Origin of the sequence: Bacillus sp. FSL K6-0069 (genome assembly GCF_038007785.1) — a bacterium.
GTDB lineage: Bacteria > Bacillota > Bacilli > Bacillales > Bacillaceae_G > Bacillus_A > Bacillus_A mobilis.
The window spans coordinates 3,206,453-3,226,816 of record NZ_JBBOXN010000001.1; the positions used below are offsets into that span (position 1 = coordinate 3,206,453).

At 35.3% G+C, this 20,364-nt stretch carries 18 protein-coding genes and 3 pseudogenes; 3 read left to right on the top strand and 18 right to left on the bottom strand.

Annotated elements, in window-relative coordinates:
- Positions 1-52: 52 nt before the first annotated feature.
- Complete coding sequence (locus MHB74_RS16470) at positions 53-1,552, bottom strand: class I adenylate-forming enzyme family protein (RefSeq protein ID WP_061680335.1); 1,500 nt, start codon at positions 1,550-1,552, stop codon at positions 53-55.
- A gap of 133 nt (positions 1,553-1,685) precedes the next feature.
- Positions 1,686-2,219, bottom strand: a complete 534-nt coding sequence (locus MHB74_RS16475; protein WP_061680337.1) for an NAD(P)H-dependent oxidoreductase — start codon at positions 2,217-2,219, stop codon at positions 1,686-1,688.
- A gap of 124 nt (positions 2,220-2,343) precedes the next feature.
- On the opposite strand from MHB74_RS16475, the gene MHB74_RS16480 reads away from it, so the two are divergent.
- Positions 2,344-2,667 (top strand): winged helix-turn-helix transcriptional regulator, encoded by a 324-nt coding sequence (locus tag MHB74_RS16480; RefSeq protein ID WP_001072996.1) that lies wholly within the window; start codon positions 2,344-2,346, stop codon positions 2,665-2,667.
- Positions 2,668-2,912: 245 nt separating this feature from the next.
- Here the strand turns inward: MHB74_RS16480 and MHB74_RS16485 are convergent, their stop codons facing one another.
- The 5 genes and pseudogenes from MHB74_RS16485 to MHB74_RS16505 form a co-directional block, all read right to left on the bottom strand.
- Positions 2,913-3,179, bottom strand: coding sequence for an ArsR/SmtB family transcription factor (locus MHB74_RS16485; RefSeq protein WP_061680336.1), 267 nt, complete (start codon positions 3,177-3,179; stop codon positions 2,913-2,915).
- A gap of 175 nt (positions 3,180-3,354) precedes the next feature.
- Complete coding sequence (locus MHB74_RS16490; protein WP_340844312.1) at positions 3,355-4,704, bottom strand: anti-sigma factor domain-containing protein; 1,350 nt, start codon at positions 4,702-4,704, stop codon at positions 3,355-3,357.
- Positions 4,697-5,419 (bottom strand): RNA polymerase sigma factor SigI, encoded by a 723-nt coding sequence (sigI, locus tag MHB74_RS16495; RefSeq protein ID WP_061680273.1) that lies wholly within the window; start codon positions 5,417-5,419, stop codon positions 4,697-4,699. Before sigI ends, MHB74_RS16490 begins: the two co-directional genes overlap by 8 nt.
- Before the next feature lie 490 nt (positions 5,420-5,909).
- Positions 5,910-5,996: pseudogene (locus MHB74_RS16500) on the bottom strand (glycosyltransferase); the annotation flags it as partial.
- Between the two features lie 333 nt (positions 5,997-6,329).
- The gene (locus MHB74_RS16505; RefSeq protein WP_061680274.1) at positions 6,330-6,983 is read right to left on the bottom strand and encodes a CPBP family intramembrane glutamic endopeptidase; all 654 of its coding nucleotides are present in this window, start codon (positions 6,981-6,983) and stop codon (positions 6,330-6,332) included.
- A gap of 647 nt (positions 6,984-7,630) precedes the next feature.
- Between MHB74_RS16505 and MHB74_RS16510 the strand changes: the two genes are divergently transcribed.
- Positions 7,631-8,221, top strand: coding sequence for a TetR/AcrR family transcriptional regulator (locus tag MHB74_RS16510; protein WP_061680275.1), 591 nt, complete (start codon positions 7,631-7,633; stop codon positions 8,219-8,221).
- 254 nt (positions 8,222-8,475) lie between these two features.
- Here MHB74_RS16510 and MHB74_RS29215 read toward each other — a convergent pair.
- The 3 genes and pseudogenes from MHB74_RS29215 to MHB74_RS16530 all read right to left on the bottom strand — a co-directional run bounded on the left by MHB74_RS29215 (position 8,476) and on the right by MHB74_RS16530 (position 10,228).
- A pseudogene (locus MHB74_RS29215) lies at positions 8,476-9,259 on the bottom strand (LysE family translocator).
- Between the two features lie 85 nt (positions 9,260-9,344).
- Positions 9,345-9,602: a DUF3963 domain-containing protein gene (locus MHB74_RS16525; protein ID WP_061680277.1), complete on the bottom strand. Its 258-nt coding sequence runs from the start codon at positions 9,600-9,602 to the stop codon at positions 9,345-9,347.
- A 146-nt stretch (positions 9,603-9,748) separates the two neighbouring features.
- Positions 9,749-10,228 (bottom strand): GyrI-like domain-containing protein, encoded by a 480-nt coding sequence (locus MHB74_RS16530; RefSeq protein WP_061680278.1) that lies wholly within the window; start codon positions 10,226-10,228, stop codon positions 9,749-9,751.
- 110 nt (positions 10,229-10,338) lie between these two features.
- Here MHB74_RS16530 and MHB74_RS16535 point away from each other — a divergent pair, with 110 nt between their 5' ends.
- Positions 10,339-11,298 (top strand): helix-turn-helix transcriptional regulator, encoded by a 960-nt coding sequence (locus MHB74_RS16535; RefSeq protein WP_061680279.1) that lies wholly within the window; start codon positions 10,339-10,341, stop codon positions 11,296-11,298.
- A gap of 146 nt (positions 11,299-11,444) precedes the next feature.
- Here MHB74_RS16535 and MHB74_RS16540 read toward each other — a convergent pair whose 3' ends face one another.
- The 8 genes and pseudogenes from MHB74_RS16540 to bla2 form a co-directional block, all read right to left on the bottom strand.
- A complete protein-coding gene (locus tag MHB74_RS16540) occupies positions 11,445-12,194 on the bottom strand; it encodes an ABC transporter permease (RefSeq protein WP_061680280.1) in 750 nt (249 codons plus the stop codon).
- Positions 12,195-12,956, bottom strand: a complete 762-nt coding sequence (locus MHB74_RS16545) for an ABC transporter ATP-binding protein (protein WP_061680281.1) — start codon at positions 12,954-12,956, stop codon at positions 12,195-12,197.
- A gap of 155 nt (positions 12,957-13,111) precedes the next feature.
- Positions 13,112-13,453 (bottom strand): DUF1048 domain-containing protein, encoded by a 342-nt coding sequence (locus MHB74_RS16550; protein ID WP_061680282.1) that lies wholly within the window; start codon positions 13,451-13,453, stop codon positions 13,112-13,114.
- Between the two features lie 75 nt (positions 13,454-13,528).
- Positions 13,529-13,849: a PadR family transcriptional regulator gene (locus MHB74_RS16555; protein ID WP_000429486.1), complete on the bottom strand. Its 321-nt coding sequence runs from the start codon at positions 13,847-13,849 to the stop codon at positions 13,529-13,531.
- A 617-nt stretch (positions 13,850-14,466) separates the two neighbouring features.
- A complete protein-coding gene (locus tag MHB74_RS16560; RefSeq protein ID WP_061680283.1) occupies positions 14,467-15,777 on the bottom strand; it encodes a condensation domain-containing protein in 1,311 nt (436 codons plus the stop codon).
- 493 nt (positions 15,778-16,270) lie between these two features.
- Positions 16,271-17,113: pseudogene (gene hcp, locus MHB74_RS16565) on the bottom strand (hydroxylamine reductase); the annotation flags it as partial.
- A gap of 287 nt (positions 17,114-17,400) precedes the next feature.
- On the bottom strand, positions 17,401-18,756 hold the full coding sequence (locus tag MHB74_RS16570) for a transposase (protein ID WP_270401889.1): 1,356 nt from the start codon (positions 18,754-18,756) through the stop codon (positions 17,401-17,403).
- A gap of 658 nt (positions 18,757-19,414) precedes the next feature.
- Positions 19,415-20,185, bottom strand: coding sequence for a BcII family subclass B1 metallo-beta-lactamase (gene bla2, locus MHB74_RS16575; protein WP_061677625.1), 771 nt, complete (start codon positions 20,183-20,185; stop codon positions 19,415-19,417).
- Positions 20,186-20,364: the final 179 nt, after the last annotated feature.

A 20,364-nucleotide genomic window follows, 5' to 3' on the forward strand; every position in this document is an offset into this window, starting at 1 on the left:
AAATCCAGCTATGCTTTGTACATAACTGGATTCCTCATCATCTAATCACTTTTTATTTTACAAGTACACCTTCTCTTAATTCCCTCTTCAATACTTTCCCTAACGCATTTTTTGGTAATTCTTCCATAAATACAACTTCGGGTATTTTATAACTTGCTAGTTTTTCTTTACAGTGCTGTATAATTTCTTCTTCCGTTAAAGGCGTTTGCATATCTTTTACAATGTACGCTGTCGGAATCTCTCCCCAAAAGTCATCCGGAACTCCAACTACCGCAACTTCTAAAATACCATGTAGTTCATGAATGACATCTTCTACTTGATCTGGATATACGTTATCACCACCACGTATGATAACGTCTTTATATCTTCCCATAATATGCAGGAACCCGTCGTCATCTATCATGCCAGCATCGCCCATGTTAAACCAATTATCTTTTACTACCTTCTTTGTCGCCTTTTCATTATTCCAATACCCTTTAAACATGTATGGACTTCTTACATGAATCTCTCCGACTTCATTTGCTATTAGTTCATCACCTGTTTCTGGATGAACAATTTTTAACTCTACATGTTTCAGTGTTTTCCCTACAGAAGACATCTTTTCTTTTCCCATCATTGGATGCCATGAAGTTACAACCCAACCTTCTGTACTCCCATAGCCTTGCACCATATAAATTCCTTTTTCCATATATTTTTGAATAAGTGTTTCTGGCACTTTTGTACCACCGCTTTGTGCTACTTTAAAAGTTGAAATGTTTCGTTCCTTTTTATTTAGCTCATCAAGCATGTAGCTATAAACAGCTGGGAACGCAAGCATCGTCGTAACCTTCTCTTCTTCAATCTTATCCCAAATAAGAGTAGGATTCGAATCAGCTAAGAAGATCATCGTAACACCATGATAAATACAATTTAAAATAGACAGCACGCCACTCATATGAAATAAAGGATGCACGGATAAAAAGCGTTCACCTGCTGGAAATTCTCTTTGGCCCGCAATTTCAGTAAAATAATGATGTAAGTTTTTATGTCCAATTACACATGCTTTTGCCTGTCCAGTCGTTCCTGAAGTAAATAAGTAAATCGCATCATCATCTTCATGAACTTCTACGTTCGGTTCTGTCATTGGCTGTTCTTGTAATGTTACTTCAAATGTACCAAAGCCTTCTTCTGTCGTTTTAATTACATAAGGAATTTCTTTAACAGCATCAATCTTTAGAACTTCATGAAATTCTTCATCAATAACTAATACTTTTAATTTTGCTTCTTTTACAATCGTTTCTAATTCATACGCAGTAAGCTGATGATTTAGCGGAAGACATACAGCTCCAATTTTTAAACTTGCCATCATAACGCTTGGAAACGGATGATTATTTTTGCATAGTATTCCAATGCGATCCCCTCTTTGTACACCGTTCTGTAACAAATAGTGTGCAAGCTGATTTACGCGTTCATTATACTGTTGAAACGAATACCTTTTCTCTCCGCCTACAAGCGCTTCCAAATTTGGTGACAGCATTGCTCTTTTTTGTAATAATTTTTGTATCGTTCTCAAGTAAAACTCCCCTTTATATATGTTAGGTTTTTTATTTTACCAGATTAACTATTAATTTACTAAAGATTACACTTAGTGAATATAAAATCAATAAAAATAGCCATCTACTTAACAAGTAAATGGCTATTCCCTTTTATATATTAGAATACTGCTTATTCATCACATATCGTACATACTCAGGCGCACTTTTATCAATCTCTTCATCACTTAATTTATATTCGGCACCATATAAATAAAATGAAGGTATAAATTTCATGTCTGTATATAAGCACGTAGCTTGAAATGGTTTCGTCAACTCATCCATCGTAATTCCGCTATTTTCATAGTCTTTTTCTAATCCACCTATAGAAATAGCTAAACCAAATTCTTTCCCCTTCACTTTATCTCCTTTTGATCCGTACGCAAATCCATATGTTAATACATCATCAAACCATTTTTTTAATAATGGTGGTGCGCTATACCAGTAAAGCGGAAATTGAAATATATATCGGTCGTGTTCTACTAACAGCTTTTGCTCTTCTTCCACATTAAACTCCCAATTCGGTGCCACTTTATACAATTCATGCACCGTAATTTCATCCGAATGTTTCTCAAGTTCTTCTATCCATCTTTTATTAATTTTTGATTTTTCAATATCAGGGTGTGCTACAATTACAAGTGTTCTCATCATTTCCCATCCCCTTTTCAAATTATTCAATCCTTTACGTATTAGTATGAGTGAGTCACATATAATTGAAAAGTACGTACTTTAAAGTGCTATAGGAACCTTAAAGTACCTTTGGAGGTGTTATATGAATCAAAATGAAGACTGCCCAATTGCAACGACACTTGATGTAATCGGCGGAAAATGGAAAGTTCATATTTTATGTGTTTTGATGGATGGAAAAATGCGAACAAATGAAATCCGGCGAGAAATCCCAAACATTACGCAAAAAGTTCTTACACAACAACTTCGGCAACTTGAAGCTGACGGGATTATCCATCGTACTGTATATCAAGAAGTACCACCAAAAGTTGAATACACAATAAGCGAGTACGGGAAATCTTTAATGCAAATTATGGATGAACTATGTGAATGGGGAAAAGATCATCAAATCAAAAGATTACATGACTAAAAAAACGTACCCATTTCTTTACAGACTAGCGGGAACGGCACATCACTATCAAGCTAACAAAAAGACCTTAATAAGAAAGCTTTCATTTTTACAGTCCATTTAAAATTTAGCTTGATAGTGATACGGCAAGACCCAAATAAAGAAATACATTAGACAAATAGAAAAACAACAACAAATACGACTAACGTTACTAAGAACATTACAGTTACTGAAGTGCTTTCTTTTGAAGTCTAAACAGTCACCCTTTAAGCTAAACTTAATAATATCGCTTTTGTACGGTTATCCGTTACTTCATAATAAATTTCTAATCCTTTCCGAGTACCTGTAACGACTTTAGTAGCTTTTAGTTTAGATAAATGTTGACTAATTGTACTTTGAGGCATTTGTAATGTTTCATACATTGTCGTTACGTTAATAGGACCTTTTGCAAGCATTATTTTTACTAATGATAAACGGACCGGATGCGCCAGCACCTTTAATACTTCAGTGATTTCTTCATACATTTCTCTCATATTTTTTCTCTCCTTTTATATAACTATTAATGATATCCATATATATAATTCGAAAGGATATACGATTTTATGTCCGTCATTTTAAAAAAATATTAAAAAATCTCTTCAGATGGAGGGAATCCTCCCTATTCTATAGATTATTCTTTCACTCGATATTATCTGGTAGGGGCCTTCCTTACTGAGACCCTCTGCCGTTGCTCCCTTGCTGGTGCCCATTATTCCCTTGCGATTCTCTTCCGTTGTTTCCTTGACCATTTCCATTATTCCCTTGCGACCCTCTACCATTGTTTCCTTGGCCATTTCCATTATTCCCTTGCGATTCTCTTCCATTGTTGCCTTGACCATTTCCATTATTCCCTTGCGATTCTCTTCCGTTGTTTCCTTGACCATTTCCATTATTCCCTTGCGATTCTCTTCCATTGTTTCCTTGACCATTTCCATTATTCCCTTGCGATTCTCTTCCGTTGTTTCCTTGACCACTCCCATTATTCCCTTGTGATTCTCTTCCGTTGTTTCCTTGACCATTTCCATTATTCCCTTGTGATTCTCTTCCGTTGTTTCCTTGACCATTTCCATTATTCCCTTGCGACCCTCTACCGTTATTCTCTTGCTGGTGCCCATTATTTCCTTGCGAGCCTCTTCCGTTATTCTCTTGCTGGTGCCCATTATTTCCTTGCGAGCCTCTTCCGTTATTCTCTTGCTGATTCTCATTATTTTCTTTTATCTGCTTCGGTTGTTGTTCCTTATATTGCTTTTGTTCTATATACTCTTTCTTCTCGTTGCTTTCTTCTTTTACAGGAGGTGCGTCCGATGATGCATCAGAAGATGACTTTTGTTGTTCTTGATTAGACGGCAGTACAGGTGGAGTAAGCGATTTTTTCTTCTCATTCTCTTGTTTTATATAAACGCCCGTTCCAACTCCTGCTTTCTTGGCATCCTCCCGCATTTGCATCGTACTGCTTTGATATTCAACTGTAATATGTTTTATCTCATACTCTTTCTTTAATTCTTGCAAAGCTTTTTCCAACTGTGGTTCTAGCGATTTGTCCTTTGCAACAGCTGTTAGCATAACTTTCTTATCATTTGTTAAGTACTTATCCTCTTGACTCTGCTTTATAATAGTACGTATTACATCTTGCAGATGCTCATTTTCCCATCCTTTCATTTCTTTTAAAATACGCCTTCCGTCATCATTACAAGCCCGTAAATCTATAACACGAAGATCCTCCGTTACGCTCGCCTCTAAACTTGGATTTATATCAACTGAGACATAAGCAAACACTTTTTCTTCTGGTTGATTGTAGAAAAACAGCAATACGCATAGAAAACCAGCAACAATGACTGTTGTAGGCTTTAAGAAAGGTGGTATTGAAAAACGCGGAACTCTTTGTTCTTGTTTGTTAAACGAGATTTCCTCTCCTATCATGTATGGGTGCGCTTTTCTTTTAAATGTAATAAACTCTCCATTTGGAGTTAAAACAACTACGTTTTGCTTTTTTATATCCATCACAATTCCTTTATTCATCATGCTTTTCCCCTCTTATGTAATCAAGAATATATGTATAGTTGTTTGCAAAAATAATGCACATTGCAATAATGTATTTTCTATGTCGTTCCAACGTTTTACGACTTACCCTAACACGTGGTTCAATATCTTTTAAGGGTAATTTTTTCTTTCGGAAGAGCTCTTCCATCATTTCCTCTTCTTTTATAATAATCTTCACAATTTCTATTAGGTGCTCACGCGTATCACGATGCTTAGGAGATTCTTTAGCAAGCTCTGAAAATGTGATTTTAAACTCAGCTAGCACACTTTGAAAATGAAGAATTTCCTCCTTACGGTTACTGTTTTCCATCTCTTTCATATACTCCGTGAGCGATACTTGCATTTCTAACATTTCCTCTTGCTCATCTTCTTTTAAAAAGACAAAGTTATGTTTAGACTCCTTACGTATATAGTCAATTACATCTCTTTTTATAAGAAGATCAGCAAACGCTAAAAAAGATTTCCCTTTTTTATATGAATACTGTTCAATTGCTTCGTTAAACGCAAACAGTCCAATACTATATTCATCATCCTGTTCTGTAATATATCGGCGACAGACAGACGATATTGATTTTCTAATAAAAGGCTGATACTGTACGATAAATGCTTCCTTATCTCCTCCATTGTTTTGTATGTCACATACGATATCTTCTATTTTCGGTTTTCTTAGGATCTTCATTACTAAACTCAACACTAGTAATCTCCCAGCCTCCTTCAAATAGCAAAAAGGTCACTAAACAAGTGACCATTCAACCACATTTTGTTAGTACTTTTCTTGAGGTTTGTCCTCTTGCTGTTACTTATATTTTTCGAGACTAACTTTTTTCACCGTTTTCCTAATGATTGCTCTTTTCTCTCGACACTATAGTTAAGCCTATATTTTAATGTACTTTCTTATTTTCTTCCGCTTGTTTTGCTTACTCTTTTTCTATTTTATCTGCAATACTTGAATAACTCTTCTCTATACCATTGGTAATTTCATCCTTTTATTTCGGATGCCCACTTAACCTAGTAATTTATTAACACTTCAATGTTCTTTCATCATCATTTTTCTTCTATTAATTTTCTTCACTAATATATATTCGGAGGAATACAAAGTTTTATGGGGGTCAAAAAATATTTTTTATAAAAATATATATTTATTTCAAAAATAAAAACCATTGATTTGAAAAAGGCTAATCAATGGTTTTCTTTTTATATGCCTCTGATACCTTTGTAATTAAATCCAAACATTTCCTACTGTACTTTTCTTCATTATGTGCAGGGATTATAACAGAAAACTACATATCTGTTATACATAACATATATCGAAATTTATTAAGTTATATTATAAAAAAAATACCTAAAACAATATGAACATATTAATTTAAATGTATTAGGGCTCTTGCCACATCTCTATCAAGCTAACAAAACAAAAATTGAAGTTGTATGAGTTTAGATTAATAACGATGTGTTGGGTCTCTCTATAAAAAAACCACAGTTTACACCTAAACTGTAGTTTTTCAACGTACAAGGAATTACATAAATCATTAGTTGGCTGTCTAATGATTTATCAGTATCTGTTTCTAGTTTTTTAACTCTATAATAGATGCAAGGCTAATTGCTTACAGTATGAAACCAAGGCAATTGTTTAACATATGTATCGCCATGACATATGCAAGGGATCTTTTAGAAATCAGATAAGCAATAGTAAGTATCACCGCGCCTGGTAAATAAATGGCATAATCCGAAAGCTGGTTCGTATGAAGGAATGTAAAGATTAGAATCGAAATGATAGATGCAATAGCAGTACCAATATAATGTGAAAAGCGATTTATTAAAATATGACGAAACACAATTTCTTCAAGTATTGGACCCAGAATACCAAATACAAGCAATGTAAATATAAGAGGTACCTCCGCACCTGCTTCAAGGAGTTGTTCTTGGTTCTCTGGCTGACCAGTTGCTAGAAAATGCATAATAGAATTCTCAATAATTATCATAAGTAAAACCACCATAGGAATACTTACTATTTTCAAAAGTGTTTTCTCTTTAAAATATGCAAAACTCTCAATAATTTCGTTCTTAAATAAAATTATTCCAACAATAGCAGGTACAGTAAAACCGATGGCACCAAGAGCAAATTCTGATTCAACTAAATTGTTGTTAGTTAAAAGTGATATGCCAAATAATATGAACAAACCCATTTGAAATGGTAAGAACAGTGTTAAAATTACTAGCATAATAAGTTCTTTTTTATTCATTTTTATAAAGTTCATTTTATTATCCTCCTAATTAAATTACCTACAATCTTTGATTTTTCTTTCTGCATAAAGTTCTCCTTCCAAATATATTCATATAATTCACCGAACCGGACCGTTCGGTTCGGTTTCAGTGTTCAATAATACTATATGTTTCTAGTTTTTTAAACCCTTTTTACAAAGTATTAACAAAAAATATGTTAAAAACCAAATATATTTATTTCTCAGTTGCTTATTTACAATCAAATTCCAGTAATTATTAATGATTAATCGTTTATAGAATGGAGTGAAAGTGGGAGTAGCCCGCCCCCTTTAGCTTTAGTTTTAGCTAATCCTATTAATAAAAATTAGATATAATAGTCATATGTTTATACATTAAAATTAACGATATTTTTACTTATTCTATGATTTTAGGTAAAATTAGTTGTATAATATGACTGAATTAACCAATTGGTCATATTATAATTGACAGAAAATTCATTCGAATAATATAGATAATATAATTTAATTAACCTCAAACTGTATTGTTTTAAGTTCCCATAAGATAGGGATTGATAAAATATTTTTACTTTAAACTTATTTTTACTTACAATAAAAATTCAAGAAAAATCATAGTAAAAATCACCTTAAATATTAAGTTCGTTTTATTAGGAGGGCCACAAAGCATGACTAAAGTTGATAAGGTAAAAGAAAAGATTATTGAAACATCTTTATATTTATTTAATACTAATGGGATAACTTACACATCCATCCAGGATATAATGACAGCTACTGAACTATCTAAAGGAGCTATTTATCGTAGATTCAAAAATAAAGAAGAAATTGTCCTTGCTGCCTACGACAAAAGTGGTGAGATTATGTGGGGGCATTTTCATAAAGCAATGGAAAATAAAAAGACAGCAATCGATAAAATTCTTGCAATTTTCCTTGTATATCAAGATGCAGCTAATAATCCTCCTATTGCTGGAGGCTGTCCATTGCTTAATAGCGCAATTGAAAGTACTGGAGTATTTCCAGAATTACAAACAGCAGCAGCAAAAGGTTATGATGATACAGTAATGTTAATGGCTTCTCTCATAAAAGAAGGAATAGAGAAACATGAACTTAAAGAAGATATAGACATTAGATCGCTCGCTTCTTTTCTTGCATCTTCAATGGAGGGCGCTATTATGGCAAGTCGAGTATCGAACGATAATATACACCATCAATATTTTATTGAACAAATAAAACATCATCTTCTCACTTATTCTAGATAAGTGAGAACTTGCATTGCTTTTATTCCATTTTTAATAGCCTTAAATTGAATAAACCCCTCTCATAAAAAGTATTTTCTGTTTATGAGAGGGGTTTATTCATATATTTATATAAAAACTGACTTATCGCTAGTAAGTAGGAATTTCATTTATCATTGTATATTCTTCACATACCTCTCCTTTTTATCCTACCCTTAAAATAAAAAATGACATTCCTGCCGTAACATTAAAATAGACCTTCAAATTTTTAGATACTCCTACTGTCGGCGTTCAAAAGCAAGACGTACAGCAAGACCCGTCAACACACTTGCCATAAGCCAACGTTGTACTCGCAGCCACGTTGGGCGTGTGCTAAACCATGTTGCAATTTTACTTGCTGTAAACACAATTAGAAGGTTGACTATAAAACTAACAGTGATTTGCGTAAGGCCTAAAACTGCACCTTGTATAAGTAACGATCCCTTCTCAGGATCTTCAAATTGAGGTAACAGTGACACATACAAAATAGCAATCTTTGGATTTAGAAGATTAGTCATAAGCCCCATCAAAAATAATTTCCGTGGTGGCTCATTAGAAATAGTACGAGGTTCCATAATAGAAGTAGCACCCGGTTTTATCGAATTCCAGGCGAGCCAAAGTAAATAAGCAGCACCTGCCCATTTGACTGCTTCGTAGACAGCGGGTACTGCAAGGAATAGCACTGTAAGTCCGAACATTGTTGCGATTATATAAAGTGAAACTTTAATCAGTGGGGGGGTGTTCATCCCCCACTGATTATTAGTTGAACCAATCGGACTTTTATGGGCAGTTGATCCCCCACCTAAATTCTTTGCTTTCGCTGAATTTTGAGGTGGGGGTCTTACTGCCCATTAAAGCGGGATAAATTACAAATCCGAGCATAATGCCCAAGAGAGAAATAAATCCTGCCATACGTCCTTGCGTAATGGAACGAGAGATAAGATAAATCATATTAGGCCCAGGTGAACAAACCATGCTAAGTGAAACAATTACAAACGCTAACAAAGTACTAAAGCTGACCATGAATCTTCCCCCTTCATGTTACATAAAACTTCCTATTGTAAATCTTATCATGCCTGTGGAAAGAAAAGATCAATTAAGTAAAGGTTTAAAAGTACCCTATCCATAGTGATACTGCAGCAACTACTAACAAAGCAAAACAAATTATGATATTTCGAACCCACTTCTGGATATCATCAAAATACCGTTCTATAAATATAGCGTTGATATAAACGATAAGAAATAGAACAACGAAAGTAAAAGACCCCAATTTATCGTTGAATTTTTCATTGGTATACGTGCTTACATGAAGGAATAGAAAAACAAACACTACTATGAATAGCTCAAATATCCGTCTTTTATTCAATCTGCCACCACCTTACATTAATTTCCTTTTATTCCATTTTATCAGAACATAATGTGTAGCAGTATATGAATATTATATTCATGTCAAAAAGGCTAACAATTCAAAATTGTTAGCCTCTACTTTCCATATTCGTACCTTTTATCACTTTACTTCCTAACAACTGGGATCCACATTTCACCAAATACTAAGCCGTCTCTTTGCCCCATCTCAACTGTTGTATTTGGCCCACCAACATAAGCAAAATCTGTTGCTTCTCGTAAAGCTTGACCGAAGGCGATGCCAGTCAGCTTATTACTTAGCTCTTCAGCCTTTTTATCTTCCCCTTTCACTACTAAGTATTCTCCCTTCGGAAACTGGATCACTCTAGATTCTTCTTCTATTTGTGCTTCTGTCATGACACCAGCATAATACATCATCTTGTTATTCACTGCTTCGCTCACAGAAAAAATGTATTCGTTTGTAGCTAGAGATTTTAAAGTGTCCAACCTTCCATCTTCTTTAACAGCTGACCAAAAGTCTTCCTTTTCTTTATTGATTCCAGCAAAGTCTGTATAGTCACTCTTAATTTCAGTTCCAATACCTAACACAATAAAGCTATCTTTTTCTTCTATCGTATAATTTTTCATATTTAATACCTTCCTTTTTTTAAAATGAATCAAACGATTTATCTTTTCATCTGATGAGTTTATAATAACTTTAAATCATGTCAAAAAATGATACTGTTTAGGAGACTCCAATGAAAAAAGTTGAACGGATTAATACAATTATGCGGTATATCAACAATCGCTCTCACTTTACAATTACTGAAATCATCCGAGAATTTAACATATCACGATCGACAGCTATTCGAGACATTAGAGAAATTGAAGCTATGGGCATGCCACTTGTCGCTGAAGTTGGGAGAACTGGTGGATATTTTGTCATGCATAATTCTATCCTGCCCGTTGTTCGTTTTACTGATAACGAAGTCAAAGCTCTTTTTATTGCCTTTATGGCTACAAGAAACCAACAACTTCCCTATCTAAAAAGTCGCCAATCTTTAGCCGAAAAGCTACTAGGTCTCATTTCAGAAACCCAGCAAGATGACCTTGTTCTTTTAAATCAACTTTTTCTTTTTGAAGGGACTAACCCTCATAATCCCGACCTACTTGAGCTTTCTGACCTCCCTCACCCTATGTTAGAAAAACTCATCCAAATCCTTCTTTCCGATAGACATTTATTGATTACCGTCAAAGAAGAAGAAATCAAGTCTTATCCAATTTATCTATTACACCTTTATCAAGAAAAAAGCCATTGGATCATTGAAGGGTTTGACTTAAAAGAAGAAAAGAAGCTGATTTTTCCTGTCGATGACCTCATCAATATTGAACCGTACACAACGAAAAAAAGGTTAAGTAAGAAAAAGATTTTAGAAGAACTAAGTAGGAAGGACGAAATAATCAATCTCGTACTTGAGTTAGGACCGAAGGCGATTGCCCAGTTCAAAAAATACCACCCTTTCAAAGTTTCAATATCTTACACAAACCCTTACCAATCTACAGCCATTTTAAAAACATTTATCGATGTTAATAATTCCGATAAACTGACAGAGTTAGCAAATTGGCTGCTTTTCCTAGGGAAGGATATTACAATCAGGGAAATGCCTGAAGAAGTATTAAACGATTTACAAGAGCGACTATCCTTATATTGCCCTTGAGCGATAATCCGTTAAATCAAAAATATTGAGTTTAATTCGTTAACAGTTGCCCATATTTTTTACCGTGAGAGCACAATACATAATAAAAGCATGGAAAACCTCCCGTGCTTTTTCAAATATATATAATTTCGAGTGACTTAATTCACTTATCCTAACTGACGTTTAAATGCTTTACTAGCGAAAAAGTAAGAGATGATCATGATGCCTACGCACCAAATGAGTGCAATCCATATATCATTGCCAACAGTACCGTTATATAAAAGGGCACGAATCGCATTCACGATTGAAGTTACAGGCTGATTCTCTGCAAACGCACGAATAATTTTTGGCATCGTTTCGGTAGGTACGAAGGCCGAACTAATAAATGGAAGAAAAACGAGTGGGTACGAGTATGCTGTCGCCCCTTCCATAGACTTCGCTGTCAGCCCTGGAATGATAGCTAGCCATGTTAGCGCTAGCGTAAACATCCCCAGTATTCCAGCTACTGCAAGCCAATCTAGCATATTAGCACTAGAACGAAAGCCCATTAAGAGCGCAACAAGCATAACCACCACGATAGTAAGCACATTAGCAACAAGAGAGGTTAAAACGTGAGCCCATAATATCGATGAGCGCTTAATAGGCATCGTAATGAATCGTGCCATTAGCCCACTCTTTATATCTGTAAATAATCGTACAGAAGTGTAAGCCACACCGGATGCGATGGCCATTAGCAAAATTCCCGGCAATAAATAATTGACGTAGTTATCCGTTCCTGTCTTTATAGCCCCACCAAATACGTAAACAAACAATAGCATCATCATAATCGGTGTAATCGCTACAGTAATAATTGTATCTGGACTACGCATAATATTACGCATTAAGCGCCCTAGTAATACCCCTGTTTTACTTTTCATTTACATCTCCCCCTTTTTACCGATAATCGCAAGGAAAATTTCTTCCAATGTCGGCTGCTTCTCGATATACTCCACTTTAGCTGGCGGGAACATCTCTTTCAGTTCAGTAAGGGTACCTGTCGTAATAATTTTTCCGTTATGCAAAATTGCGATACGATCTGCTAGTTGTTCGGCTTCCTCTAAGTACTGAGTCGTGAGCAAGATAGTTGTGCCGCTGCCAGCAAGTTCCTTAACTGTATTCCACACTTCGATCCGCGCTTCAGGATCAAGTCCAGTCGTTGGTTCGTCAAGAAAAATAACTGCTGGTGCCCCGATCAAACTCATCGCGATATCAAGTCGGCGCTTCATCCCGCCGGAATACTGATCAGCTCTTTGGTTGGCCGCATCTGTCAGGCTAAATCTTGCAAGTAGATTGTCAGCAACTTGGGCGGGACTGGAAACACCACGTAACTTGGCAATCATTATCAAATTTTCCCTCCCAGTAAGCATGCCGTCTAAAGCTGCGAACTGTCCTGTCAAACTGATGCTTTGACGAACATGATCTGATTGACGCTGGACGTCAAAACCGCAAATACTTACTTCACCATCATCTTGTTTCATTAACGTCGAAAGGATATTGACCGTTGTCGTCTTTCCCGCTCCATTTGACCCTAGCAGCGCGAAAATTTCGCCACGCTGCACCTCAAAATCCACACCCTTTAAGACTTCTTTATCTTTAAAAGATTTTTTTAACCCTATTATAGAAATCGCTGCGTTGCTCATACTTTTTCCCCCTTATTAAAATAGGTTACCTACACCCTCTATTTAGTATCACCGATAATCTGTATTACTTAGTAGTGATTTAAAAATATAACTGAATAGCGATGGCGGCATTTCACATTGGTAACCAGCTAATCAGTCGGTATGACTTATTCCACTTATTTTTTTCTCAATTTCTTCATAATGCTTTCATTCAAATCTTCACGATACTTGGAGACGTACGTTTTCGCATTTGCCACAAGTTCATCAGCAAAAGATGCTACGTCCTCCCCAGTAATATCAAGCACTTGTCTGCCTTCCGCTGCACCAGCTTCAAACAAATCGATTAATTCATACTGTATGTGCAGCATATCCATCCCATTACCCGTTGAGAAATTCCACATGTAGTTTTGAATTTTCTTAAACACAAACTGATAATCTTCCGGTAGTGCTCCAACACGTGCCATCATCATTTTGTACTCTTTTTTATCACCAATTAATTTTTTAAACATTTCCAACATCTTATTTTCCTCCTTTTTTATAAAGCAGAACAAGGAACTCTCCAATTATGGGCCGAAACATTTTATATTATGAGGCTAGTTTGACTTCAAGACGTTAATTTTTGAAGATACAAAATCCCATTTTTTCCAAAACAATTCAAGCTCCTGACGGCCATCCTCATTTAATGAATAAAACTTACGAGGCGGTCCCATATCTGATGGCTTCTTTTCGATATTTACAAGCTTTTTCTTTTCTAATCGTACGAGGATAGTATAAACCGTCCCTTCTACAACTTCAGTAAACCCAAGATCATTCAGGTGGCGGGTAATCTCATAGCCATACGTTTCACGGCGGCTAATGATTTCCAGTACACACCCTTCCAGTGAACCTTTCAGCATTTCAGTTAAATTTTCCATGTCCTGATCCTCCTTTACCCCCTATTCTGTCTGACTTATATTCAGTATCACAGAGTACTAAGGCGAATTTTTACTGAACAGTTTTTGAGTGAAATCACACTATTCAGTATTACTTATTACAACTACATTGTATGACTAAGTAGCGATGAATGTCAACTCAATTTTCAAAAAAATTTAAAATCCGCTTTACCCTACCGGATACAACCTACTTTTTTAGCTTACTATCCATATAGCTAGTAAGCTAAAAAAGCTCTTACAACAAAAATATGTACATTTTTGTTGTAAGGGCCATCAACCTAGCAAAACAGAAATGCTCCAAACCGAAAAGATGAGAGCATCTCTGTTTTATATATTTAACCTTATTTCCTTATTTATATACAGCTAGCTTTTATAATAGTTGTTCTTTTATAATCAGTCATTCGCTTGCAATATCAGCTCTTTTTTTATTGTTTCTATACCGATATATCTTTTTTCACGATATAAATTGTTTCTCACTACAATTTCCCATACACATAATACATAAAGGCAAGTGCGATTAGAGAAACTTCCCAAAGATTAGCCGTACATGATACAAGGCCCTAAAATACAATTCTGCTAGAAATTTTTTCTTTTTTATTTTATTTGGATAGTTGATTCACAACACTATCTAAAAATTCTTCTACCTTTTCTTTTGATGTATCCGGCGCGTGATAACCAATCGTAAATGTAAGTCTTTCATTATAAGAGCTTGCTCCCATTGAAAAGAATGGTGCATACATAATGGGTGATGTCATATACCCGTCCTTAGCTTGAATTTCACCAAACTGAATAGGTTCATCAGCAATCACTCCGAAATTTGTCAGTAACGGCAACGCCATCCCCATTTGTACAGCCTGTTCGTATTGCTGATTATACATTTCCTTCACCATAGATAGCTTCATATCTGCCAGTAGCTCCATTCCTGCTGCTGAAGAAAGACCTGGATTTTGAGACTTTATTTTATCCATTGATTGTTTAACTCGAACAAGAGTCTGATTAAATGTTTCATCGTCTTCCATTTTAATCACTGGCATTTCCATACCAGATAAGTTGCAAATAGCACCAGTTGTATAATTAGGCAGATATCTACGTAAATCAATTGTCAAACCAATCATTTTTTCTGCGGTGCGAGGTTCTGCATACACAGTGAAATGTGATAAAGCTCGGAAGTATGCAGTCATGATTACATCATTCAAGGTAGCCTGTTGTTCTTTTGTCCATTGGGTTAGACGTAAAGTTTGCTCATGGCTCAACCGCCTTACGGATATCTGGGGGAATTTATTTTTGTTAGGTTGAGATGGAAAAGACCATAACGATGCCTGTTGTTCTTTGTTAGGACGATACGCACTTTTTATGTCCGATACTCCAGCATATTTGAATACATGTGATTGATCCCGACAACTCTCATTTCCCTCACCAAATTCCTTTATAATTTGATTCTTAGATCGTCCCAATGAAAGGTGAGTATATATTGTTCCAAGTAATTTAATATATTCCTTGACTCCTGCACCATCTGAACATAGATGAGATAATTTCAGAACTAACATATCTGTTGTAGTGCCCCGTAATAATTTTGTTTGAACCATAGGCCCATGAATACGATCACCAGGTCCCTTAATAAAATCTATCGCCATTATTTCAATTTCTTGATTATTTCCTTCTGCAAAAAAGCAAACAGATGAGTTAGTGTCAGATGAATGTTCCTCCCAGTAAGGAATATCATTTTCTACAAACCGACTATTCAAAACTGGCTGCAATTGTAACGTTATCCCTACTGATTCTTCAAGTATTTCCTTTGATATACCTACAGGAAAATAAAGAACTGCATTAATTTGTTGATCTGCAGAATAAAGACCTAATACATAATTCATTCGATCTTGAGGTGTTACTGAATACTTTCTTTGTTCCATAATCCCGTCCCCCTTTAGGATTTTTTGTATACCCCTATTTTCCATATGCTTGTAACTTTTCTAACCATTTTTCTTCAAGAGCTAATAACACTTATTTTTTGAACTTTTTAACGAAATCATCTTCTCCGTATTGGTTTCATTCTTCTTGCAGATGATATATCCACCATTCCCTTAACATTATCCACCTTAAAAACCAAACAAAAATAAGTTAAGTTTGAATATACATAAACATTTTATAATAATGTTTATCCATTATCAACAAGACAAATGAATCATTTTTATATCTGTAAATAAAAAACAATATATTCAAGGGCTACTTCATACTAAAAGGTTGATAAGCATGTGGTGGATACTTTAAAAATTTTATAAAATCATGAAATTTATAGATATAGTAGATTCTCTTTATTAATAAAATAAATCATTTGTATGTACGTTTATTCACGCACATACAAATGATTTATAAAGGCATAATTAAATGCAAACATCTTTTCTGTTACGATAGCATCATTTCCATATCTTCTGCTGCATTTGTAATCAGTTTCAAACCGAATGTTTCTTGTAATACATCAAGCACGCCAGGTGAAATAAATTCAGGCGCCTTTGGACCGATGCGAATATCTTGAATACCAAGACTAAATAGTCCAAGTAAAATGGCAACCGCTTTTTGTTCAAACCATGATAGGACAATACTTACTGGCAATTCGTTCACTTTGCATTGAAAAGCATCCGCTAAAGCTGCTGCTATTTTCACTGTAGAAATTGAATTATTGCATTGCCCTAAATCAATGTAACGCGGAATCTCTGTACCAGGTACAATACCGTAATCCACATCATTAAAGCGGAATTTCCCGCAAGAAGTCGTTAAAATAACGGTTTCTTGCGGAAGAGACGTTGCTAATTCACGATAATATTCTCCGCCTTTTCCCGGGGCGTCACAACCTGCGATGACAAAGAAACGCTTAATCTTTCCTTCTTTTACTGCCTCAATAATTTCTGGAGCTAATGATAATACTGTATTATGATGGAACCCTGTTACTAACTGCTCATCCGACTCCATATGTACTTCTGGAAGTTCTAGCACTTTTTGAATCAACGGTGCAAAATCATCTTTTTCAATTTTTTGTACACCCTCTAAACCGGCAATATCATATGAAAAGAATCGATCAGAGTATGATCCTTTAATTGGCATAACACAGTTCGTTGTCGCTAATATGGCACCTGTAAATTTTTCAAAAAGACGTCGTTGATCATACCATGCCTTACCAATGTTCCCTTTTAAATGTTTATATTTTTTCAGCTGCGGATAACCGTGTGCTGGCAACATTTCAGAATGCGTGTCAACTACCCCCACTGAGATAAAGCATTTCAGTGGGGGCTTGAGTTAGAACGCTAGGTCTTTTCGTCTATTGCTAGACAGTTGACGCTCTAGCATTCATGCCACCTTACGGTAACACCCCAAGTATGTTTTTGGTTGGTACTGGAAACAAACTATTGTTTTCCCACTTGCACCACCCTTTCGAAAAAGAGCAGTTCTTCTTTATGGAAGAAGCCACCACTCAGATGTATCCGGCGTGTGCTACAAGCCCCGACAAGTCGAGTACACATGGATGGTTGACGCACCCACTAAGCTATGCGCGAAGCAACAGCCTTACGTTTTTGCACTTCCAATAGAATCGGCGTTCTCACTTTAAGATTTTCATCCAATTCTATAACTCTTGATTTTTCCAATGTATTCAATGCACCATTAATATCAGCATGGATACATGTTCCTGCTTTACTTTGGTACAGACCACGAGTCATTCGTTTGCCACTAAAGCGATAATGCGTACGATCACCCTTAGACCAAACTGGAACCGGATCTTTGTCTAGAAAACTAGCTTTTGAAGTATAGCTTTCTTCTTGTTTTAAAAATCGTATACCTTCTTTTATACATTTATTCTCAATTGCTGCAATCAGTTTATGAAATGGGATTTGAACAAACTTTTGATTATTCTTTTTTCCCATATCTGATTTTTGTTTCCAACCAGCGTTATATCCTACTACAACCGTATCTACGCTACATTCTTTCACTTTTTTGAACAACAAGCCTACAGTTTGTGAAATGTAACCATTTATTTGTCTTTCCCTTTTATGCCAAAGTGCAGCCATTTGATTCGTTACAACTCGTTTAGAAAGTCCATTTTCAATATTTTTCTGCTGGAGATTACGTATCATTTTGTTGAAGTATTGGTTTATGGATTTTAACTTTTTCCCATCAATTAAGAATGTATCACCTGTATTTGTCACGCAACTTACTAATCTGTCTACACCTAAATCGCAACTCAAAGCATTATTCGTAGTCGTGGATGGTTTCTTCATTTGAGAAACGTGCATTTCATATGTATAATGCACCTCAAAGAACCGACCTTTTTGCTTCGGTACAATCTCAATGTAGGAGATTTTTTTATTTCTTACGTTTTTAGGCATACGTATTTTAATGGAACCGAATTTTTTCCTGAATGCAACACTCATCGGAATCATCCAATACCCGTTATCATCCACTTTTGGAACTTGATAGATTTCAATGATTCGTTTGTCAGTGGAACGAGAATAATTTGGAAACTTCGGACGCCCTGTGAACTTCTCAGGATTTTTCTTCCACTGTTCCAACGCTTTAAAAAAGCTCTTCACTTCTGTTAATAAGGCTCTACGAATGGCTTGAACAGAGTTTGATTGAATGCCCGAGTAATTCAAATCGGCTTGCATGGCAGTGTCCACTTCTTTTACAGTAGCCATTTTATTATGGTTCAGATAACTTTGTTTAATCGTGTACAATCCAACATTTCGCAATGCTTTTGAACTATGTGACATGCGCTGAAGTAAACGAAATTCTTTAGCTGTGAGACAAGCTCGTCCGATATTCTGTTTCTGGGTGAAGCGTTGCATGGTCTCTCTTTTCTTTTGTTTACGTAATACTTTCACTGCTTTCTTTCTAGCCATTGTTTTCACCACCTTTCTTAGAAAGTTCATTACTTTTGACACATTCATATTGGGGCCTTCATCGCAATTCCTATTAGCTCAAGTAACAAAATGATTATGATTATCCCATTTCGTTGTCTTACAATCTATCCCCCGCTTATCTAAGCGGTAGATTGTATCGTAGACAAAAAGACAAATATTTGCCCGGGGACATCGTTATGAAAGAAATTAAAGAGTGCAGCCTTATTGACTGACTGCAATTCATCTCCACCTGAATTGTTGGGTTTCACCCGTAATACAAATTAGATGGAGTCTTCTTGCCGAAAAGGATAAACTCCCCCTTTCTTTACAATATATTTACACTATCTTAACATTACTTACATTATTTATATGATATATTTATGATAGAAACTACTTAAGAAATTTCATGTACATTGCAATCTTTATAATCTCTTATCTAATTAATAAGAGATTATGTTATATTTTCATACCAGGGGTGAATTAGGATGACTGAAACTTTAAAAACACTTATAATGCTTGATATTACTTACGTTGTTATAGCAATTATGACAGTACTGGTATTTGTATACTTGGAATTAAAATCTCAGTAACGTATGCAGACTTTGCATTTAAATATAGTTAGAAGAAAACGAGGAGAAATTTGTTTCTCCTCGTTTTTTTATTTCAACAAATCCAATGTATGTAAAAGTAATCCTCTGTCCCCTACTTCTCCATGACCAGGCACTACTGCATTTATATTTCTATATCGCGTCAGCACGTTCTCAATCGATGTAGACCATTCATTTACATAAGCATCAGCAACGTTTCCTAAATCTTTAGCGGACGCTGATTTCACTAAACAGCCTCCAGCTAAAATGTTGTATTGCGGTAACCATACGACAATATTATCTTCTGTATGTCCTTTCCCTGGATAGAACGTTTCTACTTTCATATTTCCAAACTTCAAATTTGTAATGGTCTGTAAGTCTCCAAGTGGTTCTTCATATCCATTTTTCTTTGCTAGTTCTGCAGTTAGTGCTGTACTATGTGCTCTAATTCCTCTTTCTTTCAACGTTTTTATTCCGCCAATTCGATCAGCGTGCGCATGTGTAATAATGACATCCGTTACGCGCTTCTTAAATTTCTTTTCTACCATCTCTATTAATTCCTTCGTTAGTTTATCATCCCAAGAAGAATCGACAAGCACTAATCCTTTAGAAGTAGTAAGAACTAGACCGTTCGAAGGAACTGCTTCTCCGCTAAAATAACCTAACTCCGTATGAACCCACACATTTTTATTTAACTGAGAAATTGAAATAGTTCCTGCCTCATTTTTTATTACTTTTTGCTCTAGCGTATGTTCCGCTTTCACAGAAGAAACTGTACTAACAAGTTGAATTGTTCCTAGTAAACTAACACATACCCCTAATTTTAATAATGTAGTTTTCATTTTCTCCACCCTTTCTTTCAAACGAAATAGTTATTACCTATGATAGACAATTCACCTTAACAATTTGTTCCATTTTTTCTTACATATTTTCATATCATTAATAAAAAGCACACAAAATTTTGTGCGCTTTAATTTTGTTAAACGTTAACATTCATACTATAATTTATTTACAGCCCTTT

Coding starts and splice junctions, on each gene's coding strand:
- MHB74_RS16475 (WP_061680337.1), bottom strand. CDS start 2,219: ATGAGAACACTTGTAATTGTAGCACACCCTGATATTGAAAAATCAAAA.
- MHB74_RS16530 (WP_061680278.1), bottom strand. CDS start 10,228: ATGAAAAATTATACGATAGAAGAAAAAGATAGCTTTATTGTGTTAGGT.
- MHB74_RS16510 (WP_061680275.1), top strand. CDS start 7,631: ATGACTAAAGTTGATAAGGTAAAAGAAAAGATTATTGAAACATCTTTA.
- MHB74_RS16545 (WP_061680281.1), bottom strand. CDS start 12,956: ATGAGCAACGCAGCGATTTCTATAATAGGGTTAAAAAAATCTTTTAAA.
- MHB74_RS16535 (WP_061680279.1), top strand. CDS start 10,339: ATGAAAAAAGTTGAACGGATTAATACAATTATGCGGTATATCAACAAT.
- MHB74_RS16505 (WP_061680274.1), bottom strand. CDS start 6,983: ATGAACTTTATAAAAATGAATAAAAAAGAACTTATTATGCTAGTAATT.
- MHB74_RS16570 (WP_270401889.1), bottom strand. CDS start 18,756: ATGGCTAGAAAGAAAGCAGTGAAAGTATTACGTAAACAAAAGAAAAGA.
- MHB74_RS16560 (WP_061680283.1), bottom strand. CDS start 15,777: ATGGAACAAAGAAAGTATTCAGTAACACCTCAAGATCGAATGAATTAT.
- bla2 (WP_061677625.1), bottom strand. CDS start 20,185: ATGAAAACTACATTATTAAAATTAGGGGTATGTGTTAGTTTACTAGGA.
- MHB74_RS16480 (WP_001072996.1), top strand. CDS start 2,344: ATGAATCAAAATGAAGACTGCCCAATTGCAACGACACTTGATGTAATC.
- MHB74_RS16550 (WP_061680282.1), bottom strand. CDS start 13,453: ATGTTGGAAATGTTTAAAAAATTAATTGGTGATAAAAAAGAGTACAAA.
- MHB74_RS16490 (WP_340844312.1), bottom strand. CDS start 4,704: ATGAATAAAGGAATTGTGATGGATATAAAAAAGCAAAACGTAGTTGTT.
- MHB74_RS16485 (WP_061680336.1), bottom strand. CDS start 3,179: ATGAGAGAAATGTATGAAGAAATCACTGAAGTATTAAAGGTGCTGGCG.
- MHB74_RS16540 (WP_061680280.1), bottom strand. CDS start 12,194: ATGAAAAGTAAAACAGGGGTATTACTAGGGCGCTTAATGCGTAATATT.
- MHB74_RS16555 (WP_000429486.1), bottom strand. CDS start 13,849: ATGGAAAATTTAACTGAAATGCTGAAAGGTTCACTGGAAGGGTGTGTA.